Here is an 18,699-nt window from a genome sequence, read left to right as displayed (position 1 = left end):
AATTTTATTTATTCATACAAACCATATGTGTCAGCATATTGAATTCAAATAAAATAATACTTTTAGCACTATTGCTTTATTTTTCTATTAATAACGATTACTACATTAAAAATATATGTAATTTTGGGACTTCAAAAACTAAGCCATAGTTTTACAAAAATAGTATTTAAACCATTGCAAACCTCGGTACGACACATACTTTATTCACTAAGTTTTACACTACTTTGTATTCACTATACAAGTGGTCAAGAAACCAATAGTTCCACAGAAGTTTCTATTCCTGCCCAAGAAGACAGCACCCAAGTTATCACTCAGCAACTTAAGGATTCTATTACGAACGCTTCACTCAGAGAAAATACAGAAATTTTACAGGATACTGTAAAAAAAGATTCTGTAAAACCTGAAAAACAACTCCTTACCGATAAAGTAACATATAAGTCCAAAGACTATATGCGGCTAAGCAGTAAGGAAAACAAGATGTATTTGTACGACGAAGCCGAAGTGGTGTATGGAGATATGAAGCTAAACGCCGGACTTATTATTATGGATAATAATAAAAATGAAGTGTATGCTTTTGGTATTAAGGATTCCTTGGGAGAATATACGCAGACTCCTGTTTTTGAACAAGCACAAAATGTAGTTGAGCCAGATTCCATTAGATTTAACTTTGACACGCAAAAGGCGTTAATTTATAATTCGCGGACGGAACAAAACGGTTTTAAAATCAAAAATGAAGTCTCAAAGAGAGAAAATGATTCGGTGATTTATATGAAAAATGTAAAATTTACAACTTCAGATAATATCGATGATCCTGAGTATTACTTTTATGCCAGGCGTATCAAATTAGTACCCGAAAAGAAAATTGTGACCGGACTGGTTAATATGTTTATTGCTGATGTCCCCACTCCTATTGGGTTACCATTTGGATATTTTCCGCTTACTGACGAGAGAACCTCTGGTTTTATCATTCCGAATCCGGGAGAAGAAAGCCGACGAGGCTATTTTTTACAAAACGGAGGGTACTATTTTGCTATCAGTGACTATGCAGACCTGACCTTGATGGGAGATTATTATACGAACGGAAGTTACACCTTTGCGATAGAATCTGCTTATGCGCTACGCTATCGATATCGTGGAAATCTTAGGTTTCGCTACGAAAACAATCTGACAAGCGAACGGGGTTTTCCTGATTTCTCTCAAGCGACTACATATAACATTCAATGGACCCACAGTCAGGATGCTAAGGCGAATCCGAACTCTAGGTTTTCGGCTTCTGTGAACTTTGGAAGTAGTAATTTTTACCGACAGTCCACCAATCAGTTAAATACCGGAAACTTTTTAAACAATCAAATTAGTTCCTCTATTTCCTACGCCAAAACTTTTCCCGGAGATCCTCAGGTAAACGTAAATGCTGCAGCTACGCATAACTCTAATACCAATACTGGTGTAGTCAACCTATCGTTACCTAATGTATCTGCCAGTGTTTCCAGAATATTCCCTTTCGCTCCTAAAGAAGGGATCAAAAAAGGAATTATCCATAATATTAATACACAGTACAACTTTAGAGGAGAAAACAGAATACAAACCAACGATGATGACTTACTCTCTGCCGAGATGTTTGATAATGCTCAGATAGGGATGCAACATTCTATTCCTGTAAGTACAAATTTTAAAATATTTAAATACTTAAGTGCTTCTGCCGGAACCACCTTTCAGGAAAATTGGGTATTCGAAACTATCGAGCAACGCTATGATTCTGATGCTAATGAAGGTGCCGGTGAAGTTGTGAGAGACACCATAAGCGGTTTTGATGCGTTTAGAACCTATAACTTTTCTACCAGTTTGGGTACGACCATCTACGGAACCTTTAATTTTAAGAAAGACAAGAAAATTCAGGCAATTCGACACACTATGCGTCCGTCGATCAGTTATAGCATCAACCCTAAGTTTGATCAATATTATGATTCCTACGTGCGTACTGACAATCCTAATACGATTGATGTTGACGAAACTGAAGTTGTAGAATATTCACGATTTGATGGCGGTTATTTTGGAGCACCCAGTAATACGTTTTCCAGTAATATCGGTTTCTCGTTAAGTAATAACCTCGAAGCCAAGGTGCGTAGCAGAGATACGACTGCTACCGAGCCCAAAAAAGTGAATCTGCTAAATAACCTTACGCTATCTACTGCTTATAATTTGGCCGGTGATTCCCTTAAATTGAGTCCGTTATCCATACGCGGTAATATTCCTATTGTACAAAATAAGCTAGACATTAATTTTAGCATGCAACTTGATCCCTATGCTTTGGATAATAACAACAGAAAAATTGATGTTTGGAACATCGATAATGGCGGAAGTCTTTTTAGATTAACTAATGCCAGTGCAAATTTTGGCTACTCGTTTAGCAGCAAAGATTTTCAGCGTAAAACGAAAGAAACAGATCCGCTGGATAATCAAACCCTGCGTAATGGCGGACGTGCCGATAATCTTTTTGGCAGTACGACAGACTTTAGTGATAACCAGGGCGTATATGAAGATGATGGTGTTGACGAAGATGTATCTGATGTCAAGTTTTATAGTTACAAAATTCCGTGGTCCTTGCGATTAGCCTACACTATCAATTACTCCAATAGTGCCAGGCAAAATGAAATCTCATCACACTCCCTGATGTTTTCGGGAGATGTAGAGCTGGCGCCGCGTTGGACCGTGGGCGTCTCCTCCGGTTATGATTTAAAAAATCCGGGCTTCACCTTTACCAATTTACGTTTTCAGAGAGATTTAGAGAGTTGGCAAATGAGTTTTAACTGGATTCCGTTTAGTGAACGTACCTCATGGAATTTCTTTATTGGGATAAAATCATCTGTCTTGAGCGATATCAAGTACGATAAACGAAGAGAAGCCGACAGAAATTTATAATTAGCATTTATTTATTTGTCAAAAGTATCGCTACTTTTACACTACACACGTATCAATACTCATATTATGAAAAAAATCATTACTACCTCGAATGCACCGGCACCCATAGGTCCGTATAACCAAGCAATTTTAAGTGGAAATACCTTATACACTTCCGGGCAAATTGCAATTGATCCTACTACTGATGAATTGGTTTTGGATGATATTACCAAAGAAACGGAGCAGGTAATGAAAAATGTAAAAGCCATTCTTGACGAAGCAGGTTTTACCTTTGAGCAAGTCATCAAAACCACTATTTTCTTAAGCGATATGAACAATTTTGCCAAAGTGAATGCGGTGTATGGTGAATATTTTGATGAAGCCACGGCCCCTGCAAGAGAAACTGTCGCGGTAAAAGCGTTACCAAAATTTGTTAATGTAGAGATTTCGGTCATAGCGGTACGCTAAGCCTACTGATTTTGGCTAGGTGTTTTGATACCTTAATACTTTATAGTTTCTATGGAGGCAGGTGATTACAACTTAAATGCTGATGATCGGTTGACGCAATTAGTGCGATCCAAGAGAATTGTAACCTGGTCTCAACTACTCTGTTATGTCAAACACTTACCTTACGGAAGAATTACAGACAAGACGGATTTGAGTCTTATGTTAAAAGAACATACAGGTACATGTAGCACCAAGCATGCATTTTTAAAACAAATCGCAGATTGCAATAGTATAGCCGTTGATTTAGTCATAGGAATTTATAAAATGACTACTGTTAATACTCCCGGTATTGGTACCGGTTTGAGAGAAGTTGGTCTCGAGTATATACCAGAAGCACATTGTTATCTTAAGAGAGAGAGTACAATTATCGATGTAACCGGTATCGATAGCAACCACACATTTGCAGAAGATCTCATGGAAGAGATACATATTACTCCTGATCAGGTTGGTACATATAAAGTAGCCTACCATCAAAGTTTTATCAAAAAATGGTTAGCTACCAATCCGGCAATAACTACCTTGACCTTTGACGAAGTATGGGCACTTAGAGAACAATGTATTGCTAATTTGTCTGAATAGACTAAGACCGCACCCCATTATACCCTGATTCTTAAAAGATTTGCTATTTTAGCTAGGTATATAATCGATATATAGTTACCTGAGGTGGTTATATAAAGATATATGGTTACCTTAGTTAGTACCAATGTGACATTGTTAGCAACATTTGATATGACAGAAAAGCAAATCGAAAAATATATAATTCCATTTTACTTAAAAGCTGACTTATTAGCTAATGAGCAAAAATCTATTTTGACCGAATTATTGAATTCCCCCGATTATGAATCAATATTGGTTGATTTTATTACGGCAAAAGGATGGAGAAATCGAGTTGTGGGTTCCACAATTATTGGAGGATTAAAAATGGAAAAATATATCGATCAAATTTTTTCACAAGCAAAAGAATTTAGTGAATATCATCAAGCAAAATCTTATGCTTTTGCTTTGACTAATATGAATTCTAAAAAAGCCGATAGTTATATGAAAAATCTGGCCGAAACGAAACTTGATTCTGATTATTCAAAAAATCTTCAAAAATATTATCAAGCCGGACTTTGTATACGAAATATAAAATACAAACCAGAAATTGATTTGGTGAGTGAGATTTATAAACTAAACTCACGAATAGAAAAATGGAAGAACATTACCTAATAAGATATATGAAATCAGAACAATTTAGTGCTAGATAGAAAGGTCGTTTCCTTTTTGCAATGGCGCTAAATTTTTATAAGTTTAATAAGGAATAGAAATGCGCAAATAATTCAATTGGTTCAAGTGTATTTTCTTGCCCCAATTTATGTATTTGTCATTGGCATTCATTTAAAACAAACTAAATGGTATTTGATCTTGATAAAATAAAAGACGTATTTGGCCTAAGTAAGCCTTTAACAAAATTGATAGAGGTTATAGCTCAAGGAACTGGAGCTATTTCACAGCCATATCTTATTAAAAAAAATGCAGATGCAAAAGCTTATGAAATTGATGTGATTGCAAAAGCAATAACTAAAAATCAAGATACTTTACAAAAAATTGACTATAGCGAAGAAAAAGTGAGCTTGAGGTCGTTAGATAAAGAAAGTATAAAAGAAATAATCTCACTAACTGACCGAGCTGAAAATAGAATACAATATCAAGAGCAAAAACGACAACAAAATATTGAAAATGTTACTCAGATTGCAATAGAGCAGTTAGAAAATGAGAAAGAGGTTAGCGATGAAAAAGTAAATGAAGATTGGTCAACAAGATTTTTTAATTATGCACAAGATGTTTCTGATGAAGAAATGCAAGGCTTGTGGGGAAGAATTTTAGCAGGAGAGGTTAAAAACCCGAAATCATATTCTTTAAGAGCACTAGACTTAATTAGAAACCTCTCAAAAAATGAGGCAGAGGTATTTACGAAAATAGCTAACTATGCAATAACGACGAATAATGACTATTTTCTATACAAAGGAGAAAAGTTTGAAATGTTAACAGATTTCAACATTACATTTAATGACATAGCTTTGATGGAAGAATTGGGTTTGATGCATCCTGGCGGTTTTACAACTTACAACTATCAACAAACTAAAGATGTCAATAGCGCTCATCTGATTTTTGGGGATACAGTAGTAATAATGGAGCGTAAAGCAAACTCACCTCAATTTGAAATTAGTATTCAGTTATTTACAACAATTGGTAAAGAACTATTAAAGTTGGTTGATATTAAACCTGATTTTGATTATATAAAGAATTTTGCTCAAGATATTAAATCTGATAATACTTCTTTAAAGTATGCAAAAATCATCGAATTTAATAAAGATAACATTAGGCATTCAGTACCCCTAAATGAATTTATGGAATAAAAAGGAAATGCCAACAATTGGCATAAAATATAGCGTAAGTCATTGCTAAGACCTAAGGTTTGGGCATTTTTAGAAAGTCACCAAAATTTTAAATTTGAAGATTTAAGAAAAAAAGGACAAATAGTAAAATTTGAAGATTCGGCTTGTATTTATCCGAAAAGTTGGTGTCTTTTTACACGCTACGTTTCATACACAAGTCCGTTAGGTGCAATATCACGGAACCGATAAACTGCGAATAAAATATGAATCAAGAAATCAAGGACGAAGCAATTGAACAACTCGAAAAAGATATTCTTTTTGGATTTGAGAATGGAGACGATTTACTAGAAAGTATAAGTGAAATGTTTTATGATGAAGATAACTTCGATGAAAATTGGTTGAAAAACGAAATTGAAATAAGGTTAAAAAAACACCAAGCTGAAAGTCTTAATTGGGAAAAACCAACTGATTTCGAGAAGTTGGTAAAATCCTTTGACCAACTGAATAAAGAAAAAATCGTATCACTTCACAGAGCTAGATATTCAAGGCAAGATGGCGAAAGTGATTGTTCTGAAATTATAGACGAATTAAAGACAATTGGAATAACCGCAAAAGGATATTGTTTCTATCATACTCAAGATTTAGAAAGAGCTATTGGAGATGAAAAAATGCTATATATTGGATTTGATAGTTATAATGGTGAAGATGAACTAGCAAAAGAAGTCGCTGAAAAAATAGTCGGAATTCTAAAAAAGAACGGATTTAATGTCAATTGGAATGGTTCATCGGAAACTAGAATTGAGATTTTAAATATTAACTGGAAAAAAGCAGTTGACAATGTTGATTACAACTATAGTCGAGTTTTTGAGATAATGGAAAAGTATAATACGATTGAAAATCCTGAAGTGAAAGAAGGGAATAAAAAACCATTTTGGAAATTTTGGTAATATAAAATACTACACACAACAACTAAGCATTTATGTGGTCGGTATGACCAAGCATGAATGCAGTGTTGAATAAACCGGGTCGATATTAGTCTGTATGGGGATTGCTATGTGTTTATATAGATCTTAGGCATATATCTTGATACATATCTCCCTTCTTAAACTTTTACCTTCTGCCTAGTCACTTTTGCCTGTTATTGGCTTATGTATGATAAATTATGTAGTTTAGTCACATTAAAACGCATAACTAACCTCACTTGGTATTTTATAGGGTAGTGATCGTAAAAGAGAAATATAGTTACCAAAGGTGACTATATAACATTGTTGGGGTTAATAATAAAAAAATGAAATACTTTACAATTATCTTACTATCAATAAGCCTATTGTCATCTTGCTATGACTTTGCAAAAAAGAATGAGATACTTATTCTTAATAATGATTTAAAAGATACAAGCTTAAAAATTGATGGACAAGAAATACCATTAGATACATTAAATCAATTTACAAAATTGAGTCTTAAAAACGGGAATTACAAAATAGAGCCTCAAAAGATATATGGCGACTCTATAAAGATTAAGGAAAATTCATTAATAACTAGCAATCATAATCAATTTGTAATATTTCCCATATACTATGAATCAAAACCAATTTCTGGCGCCTCTACTTTTCCAAATCCATCTGGACCAATAATACTTGATAGTACAATTGTGGTTTTCGATGCTGAAAAATTTAAAAATATTGACGAATTAATAAAAGGAATTGAAGTTTACTATGATTTTGAGAATGTTCGAATCAAAAAAGGATACCCAAAGGCTGATGTAAATGAAAAACCAAAACTTAGATTAATTACTCCTAAAAAAAGTATTGTTTCAAAGAGTTGGGATAATACACTTCAAGATTTACCGGAATATGTTGAAGTAAGAAAAACTACAACAAATGAAATTTTTGGAGTTTCAAAAAATTTAGAAGTTCTAACAGAGTTAAAAAACTTCATGTATTTATCTAAAGAAACAAAGGCTTTCAAAGGCGTAAGAGTTAAAGATTCTAACAAACTTGCTTTAATAAAAAATTATCTCAAAAAACGTTACGATATAATTTACTAACCCCAACACGATATATAGCAAATTGGGCGATTAGTTTTTAACCGAAAGGTTGTTGTCTATTTGCAAAGTCGCCAAATCTTTTGATTTACGACTTCGTTTTTATTTTATATTTTGGTAGTCGTAGTCCTTCGGTGGGTATTAAAAGAGAAAAAATAAAACCAAATACAACGCTTTGGCTCAATGCAAACCCGAAAGTTCATCGCTTTCTACTTCCCTACTTCCCAAATACTAAAACTAAACGTTATACATTATATTTAAGCGAAAATGTCAAATCAATTGTTCAAACATTTTAATCAAATTGTAGAAGTTCATGAACACGAATTTCAAAAGATAGTACCTTTCTTTGATTCATGTCATTTGAGCAAAAAAGAAAACATATTGGAGGCTGGCAAGAAATGTCATTTAAACCATTTTGCATCAGCAGGGTGTCTTCAAATGTTTTTTATTAGTGGTGATGGTACAGAACGAACTATTCGATTCGCTACAGAAAATCGATGGATGACAGATTATCTAGCCTTTCAAAATGGAACCATCACAGATTTTTATATTCAAGCTGTTGAAGACACACAAGTTCTAAGCATTACGTATGATAAGCAAGAAAAATTATTAACCCTATTTCCAAAACTTGAAAAATATTTCAGATTTGTTTACCAAACTTCCTATGGGAAATCTCTAACAATGATGAAATATTTGTATGATTTTTCCAAAGAAGATATTTATTTCCATTTTATAGAGCAATCGCCCGAATTGGCAAAAAGACTACCTCAATATTTGATTGCATCCTTTTTAGGATTTACACCTGAATATTTAAGTAAAATTAAAAAGCGTTCTTAAACCAGATTAAGATTTTTTCAGATTGATGTATCTAACTTTACTTCAAATTATAAATAATAGTATTATGAAAAAATTTGCGTACAGTTTTCCAATATTGAATGAAAAATTAGATGAATGGCTAGCTTTTGCTAAAGAAGTTAATACGTCCAGAAACTCAGAATTTACAGAAATGCATGCTCGTATCGGGGTTACAAAGGAAAGTTGGTATTTACAGAAAACAAGCACTGGACATGATGTAGTGATTTACACAGAAGCGAAAGATGAAAGTTTTGTGAAAAATTTCAAAAATGACAAATCAGCGTTCTCTAATTGGTTCAGGAATGAAGTTGCAAGAATTCAAGATATAGACTTGAACGCACAGTCAGTAATCCCGGAACTAATTTTAGATTGGAGTGAATAATAACACTCAAATAAGAAATGTTTCATTAGATTTAAAAATGAACATTTCAATCTTACAATTATAAATAGCAAATCTGATTTAGAAAAAAAGAACAGATAACTGAGATTCGGGATGAATACTACTTACAATCGAGTAGACGGCTCCGTCCCTAAATAGGAACGGAGTGCGTTCTCACACCGCCATATTAAATACCATAACTATTCCACCTATGCTATAATCATCAACCCTTTATTTTTACTTGAATAAAACAGTATTGCACCCAACAGTGAAAAAGAAAACATGTATATAAGTTAAATGAGTAGCTACGGTAGCTAAAACAACAAAAGATAGTAACCAAAATCCCCCGAATCCGTATGGGTTTGGGGGATTTTTAGTATCAGCAATACAGCAATTACTCTGCAGCGATATCATTAGGTGTTGGATTATCAACATCCACATCGATATCAGTTATAGCGTCCGGTTTGGTTCGGGTACGATTCTCGATTAAGGTATTGTAATTATCTGTGAGCGCATTAAGCTTATTAATCAAATTGGTAAGCGCAGCAGAGCTGTTAAGTGTGGCGTGCGCTGTAATATGATCCATAAGCACGCGATATGCCGTCACCGCCTCATCACGCATCGTACTGAGATTTTCCTTATTAGTCGTAGCATACTCACTATTACGTTCTAAAAACTTGGTATTGAATACGGTATTCACCGTTTTCATATGGGCTATCCAGTCGGTAAGCTGTAATAACGTCACCGCTTTTTTGAGCGTTGCATTTTGTTCCCACTCACTTATCAAATTACGCAACGTAGTAGTTTGTGCCTGATAATTTAATTTGTAGATACGCGCACCATAAAGGTCAATACTCTCTAATAAGGCTTGAGCAGCCTCACGAGACTTTTTATCAAAATGATAAGTATAGCCTTCTATCACGGCACGGATCCCGATAATAGCAAAATCCCGAGCCTCATCATAGGCTTCGAGTTCTTTGGTTGTTGGACTGCTCGTTTGTTGTTTAAAAACATCGTCGAGAGCGGTGACCGGAGTACTGTAAGCTTTTACCTGATCAGCGATTTTTAATTTTTCTGGATCCGCATCTGTAACGATGGAAAGGACATTGGCGTGAAACTGAATAAACTCACTGTTTCTATACGCACGTTGCATAGGAATTGTTATCATAATATATTATAAATGGTTAATAATAAGTTAAATATAGAATGTTCTCCCGACAAACCAAAGTTTTTTTAGAAAATCCTTGATTTCGCCAAACCCTTGCTACCACTGCTTGGAAAGTTGCCGCCCGTGTCCTGAAGCTTTCCCGGAGGTGGGAAAGTTGCCGCCCGTGTCCTGAAGCTTTCCCAGTGGTGGGAAAGTTGCCGCCCGTGTCCTGAAGCTTTCCCGGAGGTGGGAAACGTTGCCGCCCGTGTCCTGACGCTTTCCCGGAGGTGGGAAACGTTGCCGCCCGTGTCCTGAAGGTTTCCCGGAGGTGGGAAAGTTGCCGCCCGTGTCCTGAAGCTTTCCCGGAGGTGGGAAACGTTGCCGCACTTGTCAGGAAGGTTTCCCGATGGTGGGAAACGTTGCCGCACTTGTCAGGAAGGTTTTAAAATCTGTTGGATTGTTAAGTGGCTTATGTATGATAAATTATGTAGTTTAGTCACATTAAAACGCGTTACTAACCTCACTTGGTATCTCATAGGGTAGTGATCGTAAAAGAGAAATATAGTTACCAAAGGTGACTATATAACATTGTTGTACATAATTTAACAAAACCTCGAAATGCCATTTCCAATTGACGAAAAATATATAAAAGAAACGGAATCTGAATTGAATGTAGAATTCCCAACTGAATTTAAAAACCGAATGATAAAATCAAATGGTGGAGAATTAGTAACGGACGAATTTGAATTTGAACTCTATCCCTTTTTTGACAAATCTGACAGAAAAAGAATAAGTCGGACTTGTAATCACATTGGACTTGAAACAAAAAATGCTCTTGAATGGCACGGATTTCCAAAAAACGGAATTGCAATCGGCTCTGACGGATTTGGGAATTTAGTAATCTTGACTCATAATGGAAACGGAATTCTGACTGACGAAATTCACTTTTGGAATCACGAAATCGGACAAATGCAAAAAATAGCGGAATCTATAAACGAATTGGATGAATAAAAAAGAAACCCCAATTTTAGACTTTATCGATGGATTTATAACTAATTCTGAAAGCATTTTATTTGCAATTCCATATTTGATTTTAACATCAACTGGAACTATAATTAAATTATTGTTTTTAACATTAACAGCAGTCTTGTCTTTTAATCAATGGATTAAACTAAAAGATTTATGGAATAAAGAATTTTTAAAGAAAAATATTGGTAATCCTTGGAATTTTGTATTGTCCATCGGATTGTTTATTATTTTACTCACGATTTTATAAAAAAACTATGCACAACAATGGTAACCGTTGCACAAGTCCTCAAAAAAGATAAAATCGATATAAAATCTTGAGTCTAAGCGCTGGTTTTTTAAAGCGATATACTAATAACTACTGCAATACAAATTGCTCTAAACGCTTTATTTCAGGCCTTAAAAGACATTCAAATCGAAAAATATGGGCTAAATGCACTCCCGCTTTACTTATTGAGTCTTTCTTGATGAATTTTAAGTACTTCTTCAAATTATACGCTATAGCGGATAGATGCATTACTTTATTAGCCTGTTTTAGACCTATAGTATTGATTTTTCGTAAGCCCATAAATTGTGTGAGTGTCCCAAAGACCGGCTCAACTGTGCTTTGTCGTTTGCCTTTCATATACCTGCCCTGTGGGCTATGCACTCTTTTTATATTTCGCTCGTATTCTTCTCGGTAATAGGTAACACTAAACTTTTTCTCTTGTGCACTTTTGCCCAAACAGGATGTTCGCAATGGGCAACCAACACAGACAGCCTTTCTCGCTCTGTATTCCTTCTTCTTAGTGCCTGTACGGTAATCATTAAATACTTTAGTAAATGGAATGATTTTACCTTGTGGACATAGATAAAAATCTTGTTTTTTGTTATAATCAAAACCTTTTGGACCACCTTTATAAGTACCATGTGGGGGAATAAAACTTTTAAGTCCCTGTTGCTCTAAATAAGCATAATTCTCCCCACTACTATATCCTGTATCGGCTACACAGTTCTCCCATAACAAGCCTTGTTGCCACAAGCGTCTTTGTAACCTATTAATAATGTCTGGTAATTGTTGGTTGTCTTTACCGTCGGCGTGGTATGCCTGTATATCGGTGATCACGTGATGGGCTGTGTCTACACTCAGCTGGCTAAGGTAATTGAGCTTTCTGGCCTTCCCTGGTTTTACGCTTATACGTGCATCAGGATCTGTTGGACTATAATGAGTTTTATTGCTTGTATATTTACTACCCTTATTGCCCGCGCCAGGACGCTGATCTTGATCCTTACTCCATCGTTTGGTACGATTCTTTATAGCATCTAATTCATTCTGGTTTGCCGTGATACTTCGTTGTATAGTATCTGATTTATCTTCCTTATACTTGCGCAGCGGTTTCTTATCCATAGCACTTATGTGACGCACCCGACGAAGATGTATCTCAAGATCCTCCTCTGGGACTTTAAGTTCAAGAGTATCCATACTAGCGTTGGCTTTAACGGGTGCCGAATCTATAGTTTGCGTGTGACCACTAACCATCCCTTTCTCTATACAAAGATGTAATACTCTAGTGAAAACAGATTCAAAAATGATCTCTGGAAATAATTGGCGTGTGCGACTTATTGTACTGTGCCAAGGAAATTCTTCATCTATATCATAACCCACAAAATACATAATATCAAGACGCATAGAACAATGATCAATAAGCTTACGGTCACTGATGATATTTTCTAAATATCCAACCAAACATAGCTTAAAAAATACAACAGGGTCGATACTCTTCTGACCGCTAGTACCATAAAAGTCTTTTGTAAGTTTATATAAAAAATCAAAATCACATGCCTCCTTCAGACGACGGTAGAAATTATTCTCGGGAACACGCGAACTAAGACTAAAAGAATTAAACAATTTTTCCTGATACACTTTTTTACCTTGCATACAGTAAGTTACGAAATATCCATATATTTATCAAGTTGTGCAACAGGCACAATGGCTATAAGTAATTGCTTGTTCTCGCCTACTTCTGAAAATCCTCGCGGATTTTCAGCTTGGTGTGTACTTACAAAAGTTAATGCTAATCCACGCAACTACTCATAGCCGAGACCGTTGTAACACATTTGACCAAATCAATAAAAATTGAAATTAACTAAAAAACATTTAGGAATTTATAATACTTACGAGGGAAAAAAATCCTCGTTGGAAAATGTAGGAACTCAAAATGAAAAGGAATTGTTTCAAAATGGAGAATTTGAGAAAATAACGAATTTAATAAAAACTGAATACAAAATAAAACGAAAAGAACTATCGGAATCAGAAATACAAAATCACAAAACTGAACTGAATTTAATATTTGATAGCAATTGGAATAAAAAATCGTTGAAATACTTATCGAAAAAATATTGTGAACCTGAAAAAGGACAAAGCACTTTTGACTCAATAATGTCTATGCTTTGGGCGATGTTTGGATAAAAATAAAATATGACTGAATTCATAATTATATCTGTTTTGATAATCCTTTTTGGAGGATTTTTATATTGGGCTTATCTTCCAGATTATCGAAGAAATCCTAAAGAATTTTGGCGTACTTTAATCGGAATGCCAATTGGAATACTACTTGGAGGAATCGGATTTAGAGATTTAAACGAACAAATAAGAAAATGGGCTGTCGGAGAAAAAAAGGAAAAGGAAACCGAAAAATAAAAACGTGTTACAACAACTAAGCATTTATGCGGTCGGTACGACCGAGCATGAAGGCCGTGTTGACTAAACCGGGTCGATATTTGTTTGTATGGAGATTGCCACCAGTTTTTATAGATCTTAGTCATGTATTTTGATTCCTGTCTTCTTTCTTAAACTTTTACCTTCTGCCTTGTCCCTCTTGACTGGCATTGGCTTATATATAATAAATTATGTAGTTTAGTCACATTAAAACGAGTTACTAACCTCACTTGGTTACCTAAGGATAGTGAATAGTAAAAAAGAATAAATTGTTACCTTAGTTAATTATATATCATTATTACCCAACATTTGAAAAAGAAACTACAAATAGAAATCGGAAGTGAATTAAGAGTCATAAACGGAATTGGATTCTTATTGACAATTATTGGTGTCCTAATATTCCTTATTACTGGAATTATTCTTTTAGTGGGTACTTACCTTCCACTGGATGTAAAGATGATTTACTATGTGGAAGTAATTAGCGGAAATTTCTATCTGGCTTTTCTTTCTTCAAGTTTGAAAATAATAATTGGAACTAAATTAATGTTATTGCGAAAGTATGAACTAACAGATCTAGAGCTATACGACGACCGAATGGCATTTAATAAAGGAAACGACAGAATTGAATTGTTAAATCAAAAAATCCATAAACTTTTACCAAAAAAGAATAGTCGAAATGGAAAAAAGCGTCTGAATATAAAGACAATTGGACTAATAATGTATGAATCGCAAATGAATGAAATGGCTTATTTGGAATTGACTAATTTGTATTCAGAAAAAGTATTTAAAAACTAAAACCGTTGGGTAACGCAATATATTTGCCATAGCAGCTAAATGGTGAATCAAATGGTTGTAATATTTTGGTAAGGTGAAATACTTGCAGATAATAAAAATTAGCAACCAATGCGCATCCGCCTGCCGGATGGGTAGAGAGAAATCGTAGAATAAGGTAACATTTTTTTTTGCTCCGCTACTATACATACTTATAAGGTCGTTCATACTATTGACAAAACTAAAAGCTTAATGAAAAAAACAGTAATCTTAATAGCAATAATTCTACTTGTCGGAATAAATATCAATGCGCAGGAATTAACTTGTGCGGATTTTAAAATTGGTGCTTTCTATATTCCTACAAGTGACGATATGAAGAAATATACAATAACATCTAACGATTCTATAAGCAAAATTAGTACGCCAAGAGATGTTACAATTAATAAATATATTGTAATACGTGAAGAGAACTCTCAAATCGAATGGATAAACGGAGTAGATATAGGGAATCCGGAATATGAGATACTTGAATGGATGGATGATTGTACTTATCGTTTAACTTACGATGAATCAAAAGCAGAATTGAGTGACGAGAAAAAATGGATCAATGAAAATAATGGAATTGTCGTTTCGAAATCTAGAATTGAAGGAAAATGTATGTTTTATGACGCCATAATGACAACCAATGACGGAAGAAAAATATCCCAAAAAGGTGTAATCTGTGCGGAATAATAATATTATACATAACAACTAAGCATTTATGGTCGGTACGACCGAGCATGAAGGCCGTGTTGACTAAACCGGGTCGATACATGTGAGTATGGGGGTTGCTATATTTTCTATAGATCTTAGTCATGCATCTTGATTCCTGTCTCCTTTCTGAAACTTTTACCTTCTGCCTAGTCACTTTTGCCTGTTATTGGCTTATGTATGATAAATTATGTAGTTTAGTCACATTAAAACGCATAACTAACCTCACTTGGTATTTTATAGGGTAGTGATCGTAAAAGAGAAATATAGTTACCAAAGGTGACTATATAACATTGTTGTGCTTCATTAAACCGAAACTGAAATTTGAAATGGTTAACTAACATATTCAGGAGTAAAAAGCAATCTGAAAGGAAGATTGACTATTTTCAAATTACAAGTGATTGGAATGCTGACCCTGTATCTCCAGAGGTTCAATTAGAAATTAATGGAGATCACTTGACTATGGAAATATTTGTCAATCATTTAATGTTTGACGATTTTGACGAAGGAGATAAAGCCAAAATTACATTTCAAAACTGTTCTATTTATTCGCTAAACCACTGTAACGATGAAGGATATTATTTTGGTCAATATCGAACAAACCCAAACGAATTACCTTGGGGCGAATTCTACGAAATAAAAAGAGGACTGGACAGAAAATTCCCTGACCCGATAACAATAGTTAATAAAGAAACAGAGGGAAAAAGACACTATGTCTTCTTCTTCAAAGATGAGACTTTTGAATGTTTGGCAAACGATTTTGCACTTGAACTTCTCGATAAGCAAGGCAATCGAAAAAGGTTGAATTATAGCTACAAATTAAGACCTGCTTACAACTCGAGCGAACAACTCATTGAATTCGTTAAAATTGGGAATGCGGACAGATTTATTGAAAAATTACTTGAATTGTTATCTAAGAACGGATTTTCATTTGATGATATGACAGATGTTTGGATGAATGACGAAGTTTGGATTCATCTGAAGTCTATTAATGGAAAGACGACTATTACCAAAGACATTTGGGATATGATTTTCATTCTTGGAGAACAGAATCAAATTGACATTCAAAAGATAAATCACATATTGATTGACTCAGGAGAATTTAAAAAAATTGAGGTCAATCCAGAAGATTATAAAACAAAAGAAAACGAAAGCACAATCGAGTAGACGGCTCCGACTAAAATAGTCGGAGTTCGCCTCTCACACCACCGTACGTACGGGTCTCGCCTGCCTGACGGCAAAGGCAGGTATACGGCGGTTCAACAATGAAACATCAACGTTTGTAGTATTCTACCAAACTAATATAACCTCTCTTTTTCAACCGTTCGATTGTGATTGTAGTTCCTAAAATTGGACTCTGGGCTACTGCCCATCCTCCCATTCTAGTTCTGCTCCATGCATACGCTTGTCCTTGGGTTATTCCTAATCGGATTAGGTTTTTCCTTTTCCGATCGGGCTTTTTCCAATGATGCCATATACAATATCTCAATCGGTTTCTTAGCCATTCTTCCAATTTTTTGAGTTTAGCTTGAATGGATGCTTGTTTGTAATAATTTATCCAACCTCGAACCAATAGATTGATACGGTGAATCCGTTCATCAAATGCAGCAGGAATTGTCTTTTTGGTTAACCTTTTAAGCTTTGCTTTAAAGGCTTTCCATTTGGACTTCTCAACTACTAGTTGATACTTCCCCTTTGCTCCCTTCTTGTAAGATGCCACAAAGGAGTGACCTAAAACATTAAAGTTTAAGGGGCGGCGAATACCACTCTTTTCTCGATTAATTGGCAATCGAAGTTTTTGCTTTAAATACAAGTAGAGATTATTTCCTACTCGTTTTGCAGCCTTCTCACTTTTCACATAAACACTAAAGTCATCGGCGTATCTTACATAACGTAACCCTCTACGCTCAAGTAATTTATCCAACTCATTGAGTAAGATATTTGAAAGTAATGGACTTATAGGCGAACCTTGAGGAACTCCTTTTCTTCGTTTTTGCAGTTTACCTTTTATGAGTATTGGTGCTCTAAGAAATGAACGTAATAACTTTAGGGTTTGCTTACACTTTACTTTTCTGTATATCAACTCTAAAAGCACATAGTGTTCTACTTCATCGAAGAAAGACTTCAAATCAATGTCCACAATATGCTGGTAACCTGAATTGATATATTCCAAGCTTTGTGCAATGGCTTGCCCCGCATTACGTTGCGGTCTGAATCCATAACTATGCTGTTGGAAGTCTACTTCAAATTTTGGCTGCATTACTTGATGTAACGCTTGTTGAATTACCCTGTCTGTTGCAGTTGGTATGCCGAGTAATCTCATTTTCCCATTGCTCTTGGGTATTTCAATACCTAATATCGGAAGTGGCTGATAAGTTCCAATTTCTATCTCTTGGATGATTCGCTTTCTATTTGTTTGAAGAGTAGACCTTAGCGTTTGCACACTTAAGCCGTCAACTCCCGCAGCTCCTTTATTGCGATACACCTTTAAATAGGCTTCGTTTAGATTCTCTTTTGATGTTAATTGTTTAATCATTAATACTTCATTTGTTTTTGTTGTCTCGCTTAATCAGCGGCTACTTTGGTATTAGATTACTATCCTTAGCATACCAATGCTCCATTGTTTATTAAAGACCATTATTGTTCAGTCCTTCGCTAGTATTCAGCTCACTAACTACTATGACTTCGGCTGACTTCTCCACTCTGCCAACTAGTGGCTACGGAGATCTCCCTTGGTAAGATAAATATCCTTTAAACTATGCCTGCTGAATCTACTACTTCGATTATGTCTACTTCTCAGTAGCTTAGGACTTCGCAATGATGTGTTTACTCATCCAATCTAATAGCCTCATATTCAGTTTCTGTTCGTCAGTACAGTTTACGCAGTCTGGCTTACTTCAGTCTAAACCTCACGGTTAGCAACCTTGCCACTTGCTTTGCTTCCAGGCACGACCCTAGCGCATAAGGGACTTGCACCCTTTGGATTAAATTCGATATTTAAAAGAACTTATTTATATTTACCATTCAAGGCACACACAATGGCTAAAAAATCATAGCTGCCCTTCGGGACAGCAACGCTTTTTAGCCGGAACGTTAGCGATAATAAAAAATAAATTGATAAAAGGAGAAGATTTTAAATACATTACAATTAGAGGCCGAGTCTCCTATGCTATATGTTGTTTAGAAAATGCTGTAACTTTTTACAACCTAAAAAACTTAGACTGGTCATTATTATTTGAGTTTTTA

Annotated in this window: 19 protein-coding genes; 16 read left to right on the top strand and 3 right to left on the bottom strand. The window is 34.9% G+C overall.

Annotated elements, in window-relative coordinates:
* Positions 1 to 123 precede the first annotated feature (123 nt).
* The 9 genes from ACJRPK_RS05415 to ACJRPK_RS05375 all read left to right on the top strand — a co-directional run bounded on the left by ACJRPK_RS05415 (position 124) and on the right by ACJRPK_RS05375 (position 9,064).
* On the top strand, positions 124 to 2,919 hold the full coding sequence (locus ACJRPK_RS05415; protein ID WP_407138846.1) for a putative LPS assembly protein LptD: 2,796 nt from the start codon (positions 124 to 126) through the stop codon (positions 2,917 to 2,919).
* 66 nt (positions 2,920 to 2,985) lie between these two features.
* A complete protein-coding gene (locus tag ACJRPK_RS05410) occupies positions 2,986 to 3,366 on the top strand; it encodes a RidA family protein (protein WP_407138845.1) in 381 nt (126 codons plus the stop codon).
* A 51-nt stretch (positions 3,367 to 3,417) separates the two neighbouring features.
* On the top strand, positions 3,418 to 3,984 hold the full coding sequence (locus ACJRPK_RS05405) for a hypothetical protein (protein ID WP_407138844.1): 567 nt from the start codon (positions 3,418 to 3,420) through the stop codon (positions 3,982 to 3,984).
* 150 nt (positions 3,985 to 4,134) lie between these two features.
* Positions 4,135 to 4,614 (top strand): hypothetical protein, encoded by a 480-nt coding sequence (locus ACJRPK_RS05400; RefSeq protein ID WP_407138843.1) that lies wholly within the window; start codon positions 4,135 to 4,137, stop codon positions 4,612 to 4,614.
* Between the two features lie 182 nt (positions 4,615 to 4,796).
* On the top strand, positions 4,797 to 5,804 hold the full coding sequence (locus ACJRPK_RS05395; RefSeq protein WP_407138842.1) for a DUF2806 domain-containing protein: 1,008 nt from the start codon (positions 4,797 to 4,799) through the stop codon (positions 5,802 to 5,804).
* A gap of 242 nt (positions 5,805 to 6,046) precedes the next feature.
* Positions 6,047 to 6,730: a DUF6891 domain-containing protein gene (locus ACJRPK_RS05390; protein WP_407138841.1), complete on the top strand. Its 684-nt coding sequence runs from the start codon at positions 6,047 to 6,049 to the stop codon at positions 6,728 to 6,730.
* Between the two features lie 341 nt (positions 6,731 to 7,071).
* Positions 7,072 to 7,830, top strand: a complete 759-nt coding sequence (locus ACJRPK_RS05385) for a hypothetical protein (protein ID WP_407138840.1) — start codon at positions 7,072 to 7,074, stop codon at positions 7,828 to 7,830.
* 264 nt (positions 7,831 to 8,094) lie between these two features.
* Positions 8,095 to 8,664 (top strand): Crp/Fnr family transcriptional regulator, encoded by a 570-nt coding sequence (locus ACJRPK_RS05380; protein ID WP_407138839.1) that lies wholly within the window; start codon positions 8,095 to 8,097, stop codon positions 8,662 to 8,664.
* A 64-nt stretch (positions 8,665 to 8,728) separates the two neighbouring features.
* Entirely contained in the window at positions 8,729 to 9,064 is a 336-nt protein-coding gene (locus ACJRPK_RS05375) for a hypothetical protein (protein WP_407138837.1), read from the top strand.
* A 391-nt stretch (positions 9,065 to 9,455) separates the two neighbouring features.
* Here ACJRPK_RS05375 and ACJRPK_RS05370 read toward each other — a convergent pair whose 3' ends face one another.
* Positions 9,456 to 10,229 carry a DUF6261 family protein gene (locus tag ACJRPK_RS05370; protein WP_407138836.1) on the bottom strand — a complete coding sequence of 258 codons (774 nt, stop codon included), beginning with the start codon at positions 10,227 to 10,229 and terminating at the stop codon, positions 9,456 to 9,458.
* 597 nt (positions 10,230 to 10,826) lie between these two features.
* Between ACJRPK_RS05370 and ACJRPK_RS05365 the strand changes: the two genes are divergently transcribed.
* A complete protein-coding gene (locus ACJRPK_RS05365) occupies positions 10,827 to 11,219 on the top strand; it encodes an SMI1/KNR4 family protein (protein ID WP_407138834.1) in 393 nt (130 codons plus the stop codon).
* Complete coding sequence (locus ACJRPK_RS05360) at positions 11,212 to 11,484, top strand: hypothetical protein (protein ID WP_405207132.1); 273 nt, start codon at positions 11,212 to 11,214, stop codon at positions 11,482 to 11,484. Before ACJRPK_RS05365 ends, ACJRPK_RS05360 begins: the two co-directional genes overlap by 8 nt.
* A gap of 108 nt (positions 11,485 to 11,592) precedes the next feature.
* Here ACJRPK_RS05360 and ACJRPK_RS05355 read toward each other — a convergent pair whose 3' ends face one another.
* Positions 11,593 to 13,152, bottom strand: a complete 1,560-nt coding sequence (locus ACJRPK_RS05355; RefSeq protein WP_407138833.1) for an IS1182 family transposase — start codon at positions 13,150 to 13,152, stop codon at positions 11,593 to 11,595.
* 198 nt (positions 13,153 to 13,350) lie between these two features.
* Here ACJRPK_RS05355 and ACJRPK_RS05350 point away from each other — a divergent pair, with 198 nt between their 5' ends.
* The 5 genes from ACJRPK_RS05350 (at position 13,351) to ACJRPK_RS05330 (ending at position 16,620) form a co-directional block, all read left to right on the top strand.
* Positions 13,351 to 13,683 carry a hypothetical protein gene (locus tag ACJRPK_RS05350; RefSeq protein ID WP_407138832.1) on the top strand — a complete coding sequence of 111 codons (333 nt, stop codon included), beginning with the start codon at positions 13,351 to 13,353 and terminating at the stop codon, positions 13,681 to 13,683.
* A gap of 9 nt (positions 13,684 to 13,692) precedes the next feature.
* Positions 13,693 to 13,914 (top strand): hypothetical protein, encoded by a 222-nt coding sequence (locus ACJRPK_RS05345; protein WP_407138831.1) that lies wholly within the window; start codon positions 13,693 to 13,695, stop codon positions 13,912 to 13,914.
* A gap of 327 nt (positions 13,915 to 14,241) precedes the next feature.
* Entirely contained in the window at positions 14,242 to 14,727 is a 486-nt protein-coding gene (locus tag ACJRPK_RS05340; protein ID WP_407138830.1) for a hypothetical protein, read from the top strand.
* 348 nt (positions 14,728 to 15,075) lie between these two features.
* Positions 15,076 to 15,435: a hypothetical protein gene (locus tag ACJRPK_RS05335; protein WP_407138829.1), complete on the top strand. Its 360-nt coding sequence runs from the start codon at positions 15,076 to 15,078 to the stop codon at positions 15,433 to 15,435.
* Positions 15,436 to 15,777: 342 nt separating this feature from the next.
* On the top strand, positions 15,778 to 16,620 hold the full coding sequence (locus tag ACJRPK_RS05330; protein ID WP_407138828.1) for a hypothetical protein: 843 nt from the start codon (positions 15,778 to 15,780) through the stop codon (positions 16,618 to 16,620).
* Between the two features lie 106 nt (positions 16,621 to 16,726).
* Here the strand turns inward: ACJRPK_RS05330 and ltrA are convergent, their stop codons facing one another.
* Positions 16,727 to 17,989: a group II intron reverse transcriptase/maturase gene (gene ltrA / locus ACJRPK_RS05325; RefSeq protein WP_407138827.1), complete on the bottom strand. Its 1,263-nt coding sequence runs from the start codon at positions 17,987 to 17,989 to the stop codon at positions 16,727 to 16,729.
* Positions 17,990 to 18,699: the final 710 nt, after the last annotated feature.

Origin of the sequence: Aquimarina sp. 2-A2 (assembly GCF_045505135.1) — a bacterium.
In the GTDB taxonomy this organism is placed as follows: Bacteria; Bacteroidota; Bacteroidia; order Flavobacteriales; family Flavobacteriaceae; genus Aquimarina; species Aquimarina intermedia.
The sequence above is the reverse complement of the archived record's forward strand: the minus strand, read 5'-3'. Positions and strand labels throughout refer to the sequence as shown.

Bases quoted from the DNA above. Each gene is read 5' to 3' on its own strand.
- ACJRPK_RS05410 (WP_407138845.1), top strand. From the start codon at position 2,986: ATGAAAAAAATCATTACTACCTCGAATGCACCGGCACCCATAGGTCCG.
- ACJRPK_RS05335 (WP_407138829.1), top strand. From the start codon at position 15,076: ATGAAGAAATATACAATAACATCTAACGATTCTATAAGCAAAATTAGT.
- ACJRPK_RS05380 (WP_407138839.1), top strand. From the start codon at position 8,095: ATGTCAAATCAATTGTTCAAACATTTTAATCAAATTGTAGAAGTTCAT.
- ACJRPK_RS05375 (WP_407138837.1), top strand. From the start codon at position 8,729: ATGAAAAAATTTGCGTACAGTTTTCCAATATTGAATGAAAAATTAGAT.
- ACJRPK_RS05365 (WP_407138834.1), top strand. From the start codon at position 10,827: ATGCCATTTCCAATTGACGAAAAATATATAAAAGAAACGGAATCTGAA.
- ACJRPK_RS05390 (WP_407138841.1), top strand. From the start codon at position 6,047: ATGAATCAAGAAATCAAGGACGAAGCAATTGAACAACTCGAAAAAGAT.
- ltrA (WP_407138827.1), bottom strand. From the start codon at position 17,989: ATGATTAAACAATTAACATCAAAAGAGAATCTAAACGAAGCCTATTTA.
- ACJRPK_RS05345 (WP_407138831.1), top strand. From the start codon at position 13,693: ATGACTGAATTCATAATTATATCTGTTTTGATAATCCTTTTTGGAGGA.
- ACJRPK_RS05400 (WP_407138843.1), top strand. From the start codon at position 4,135: ATGACAGAAAAGCAAATCGAAAAATATATAATTCCATTTTACTTAAAA.
- ACJRPK_RS05360 (WP_405207132.1), top strand. From the start codon at position 11,212: ATGAATAAAAAAGAAACCCCAATTTTAGACTTTATCGATGGATTTATA.
- ACJRPK_RS05370 (WP_407138836.1), bottom strand. From the start codon at position 10,229: ATGATAACAATTCCTATGCAACGTGCGTATAGAAACAGTGAGTTTATT.
- ACJRPK_RS05405 (WP_407138844.1), top strand. From the start codon at position 3,418: ATGGAGGCAGGTGATTACAACTTAAATGCTGATGATCGGTTGACGCAA.
- ACJRPK_RS05395 (WP_407138842.1), top strand. From the start codon at position 4,797: ATGGTATTTGATCTTGATAAAATAAAAGACGTATTTGGCCTAAGTAAG.
- ACJRPK_RS05355 (WP_407138833.1), bottom strand. From the start codon at position 13,152: ATGCAAGGTAAAAAAGTGTATCAGGAAAAATTGTTTAATTCTTTTAGT.
- ACJRPK_RS05385 (WP_407138840.1), top strand. From the start codon at position 7,072: ATGAAATACTTTACAATTATCTTACTATCAATAAGCCTATTGTCATCT.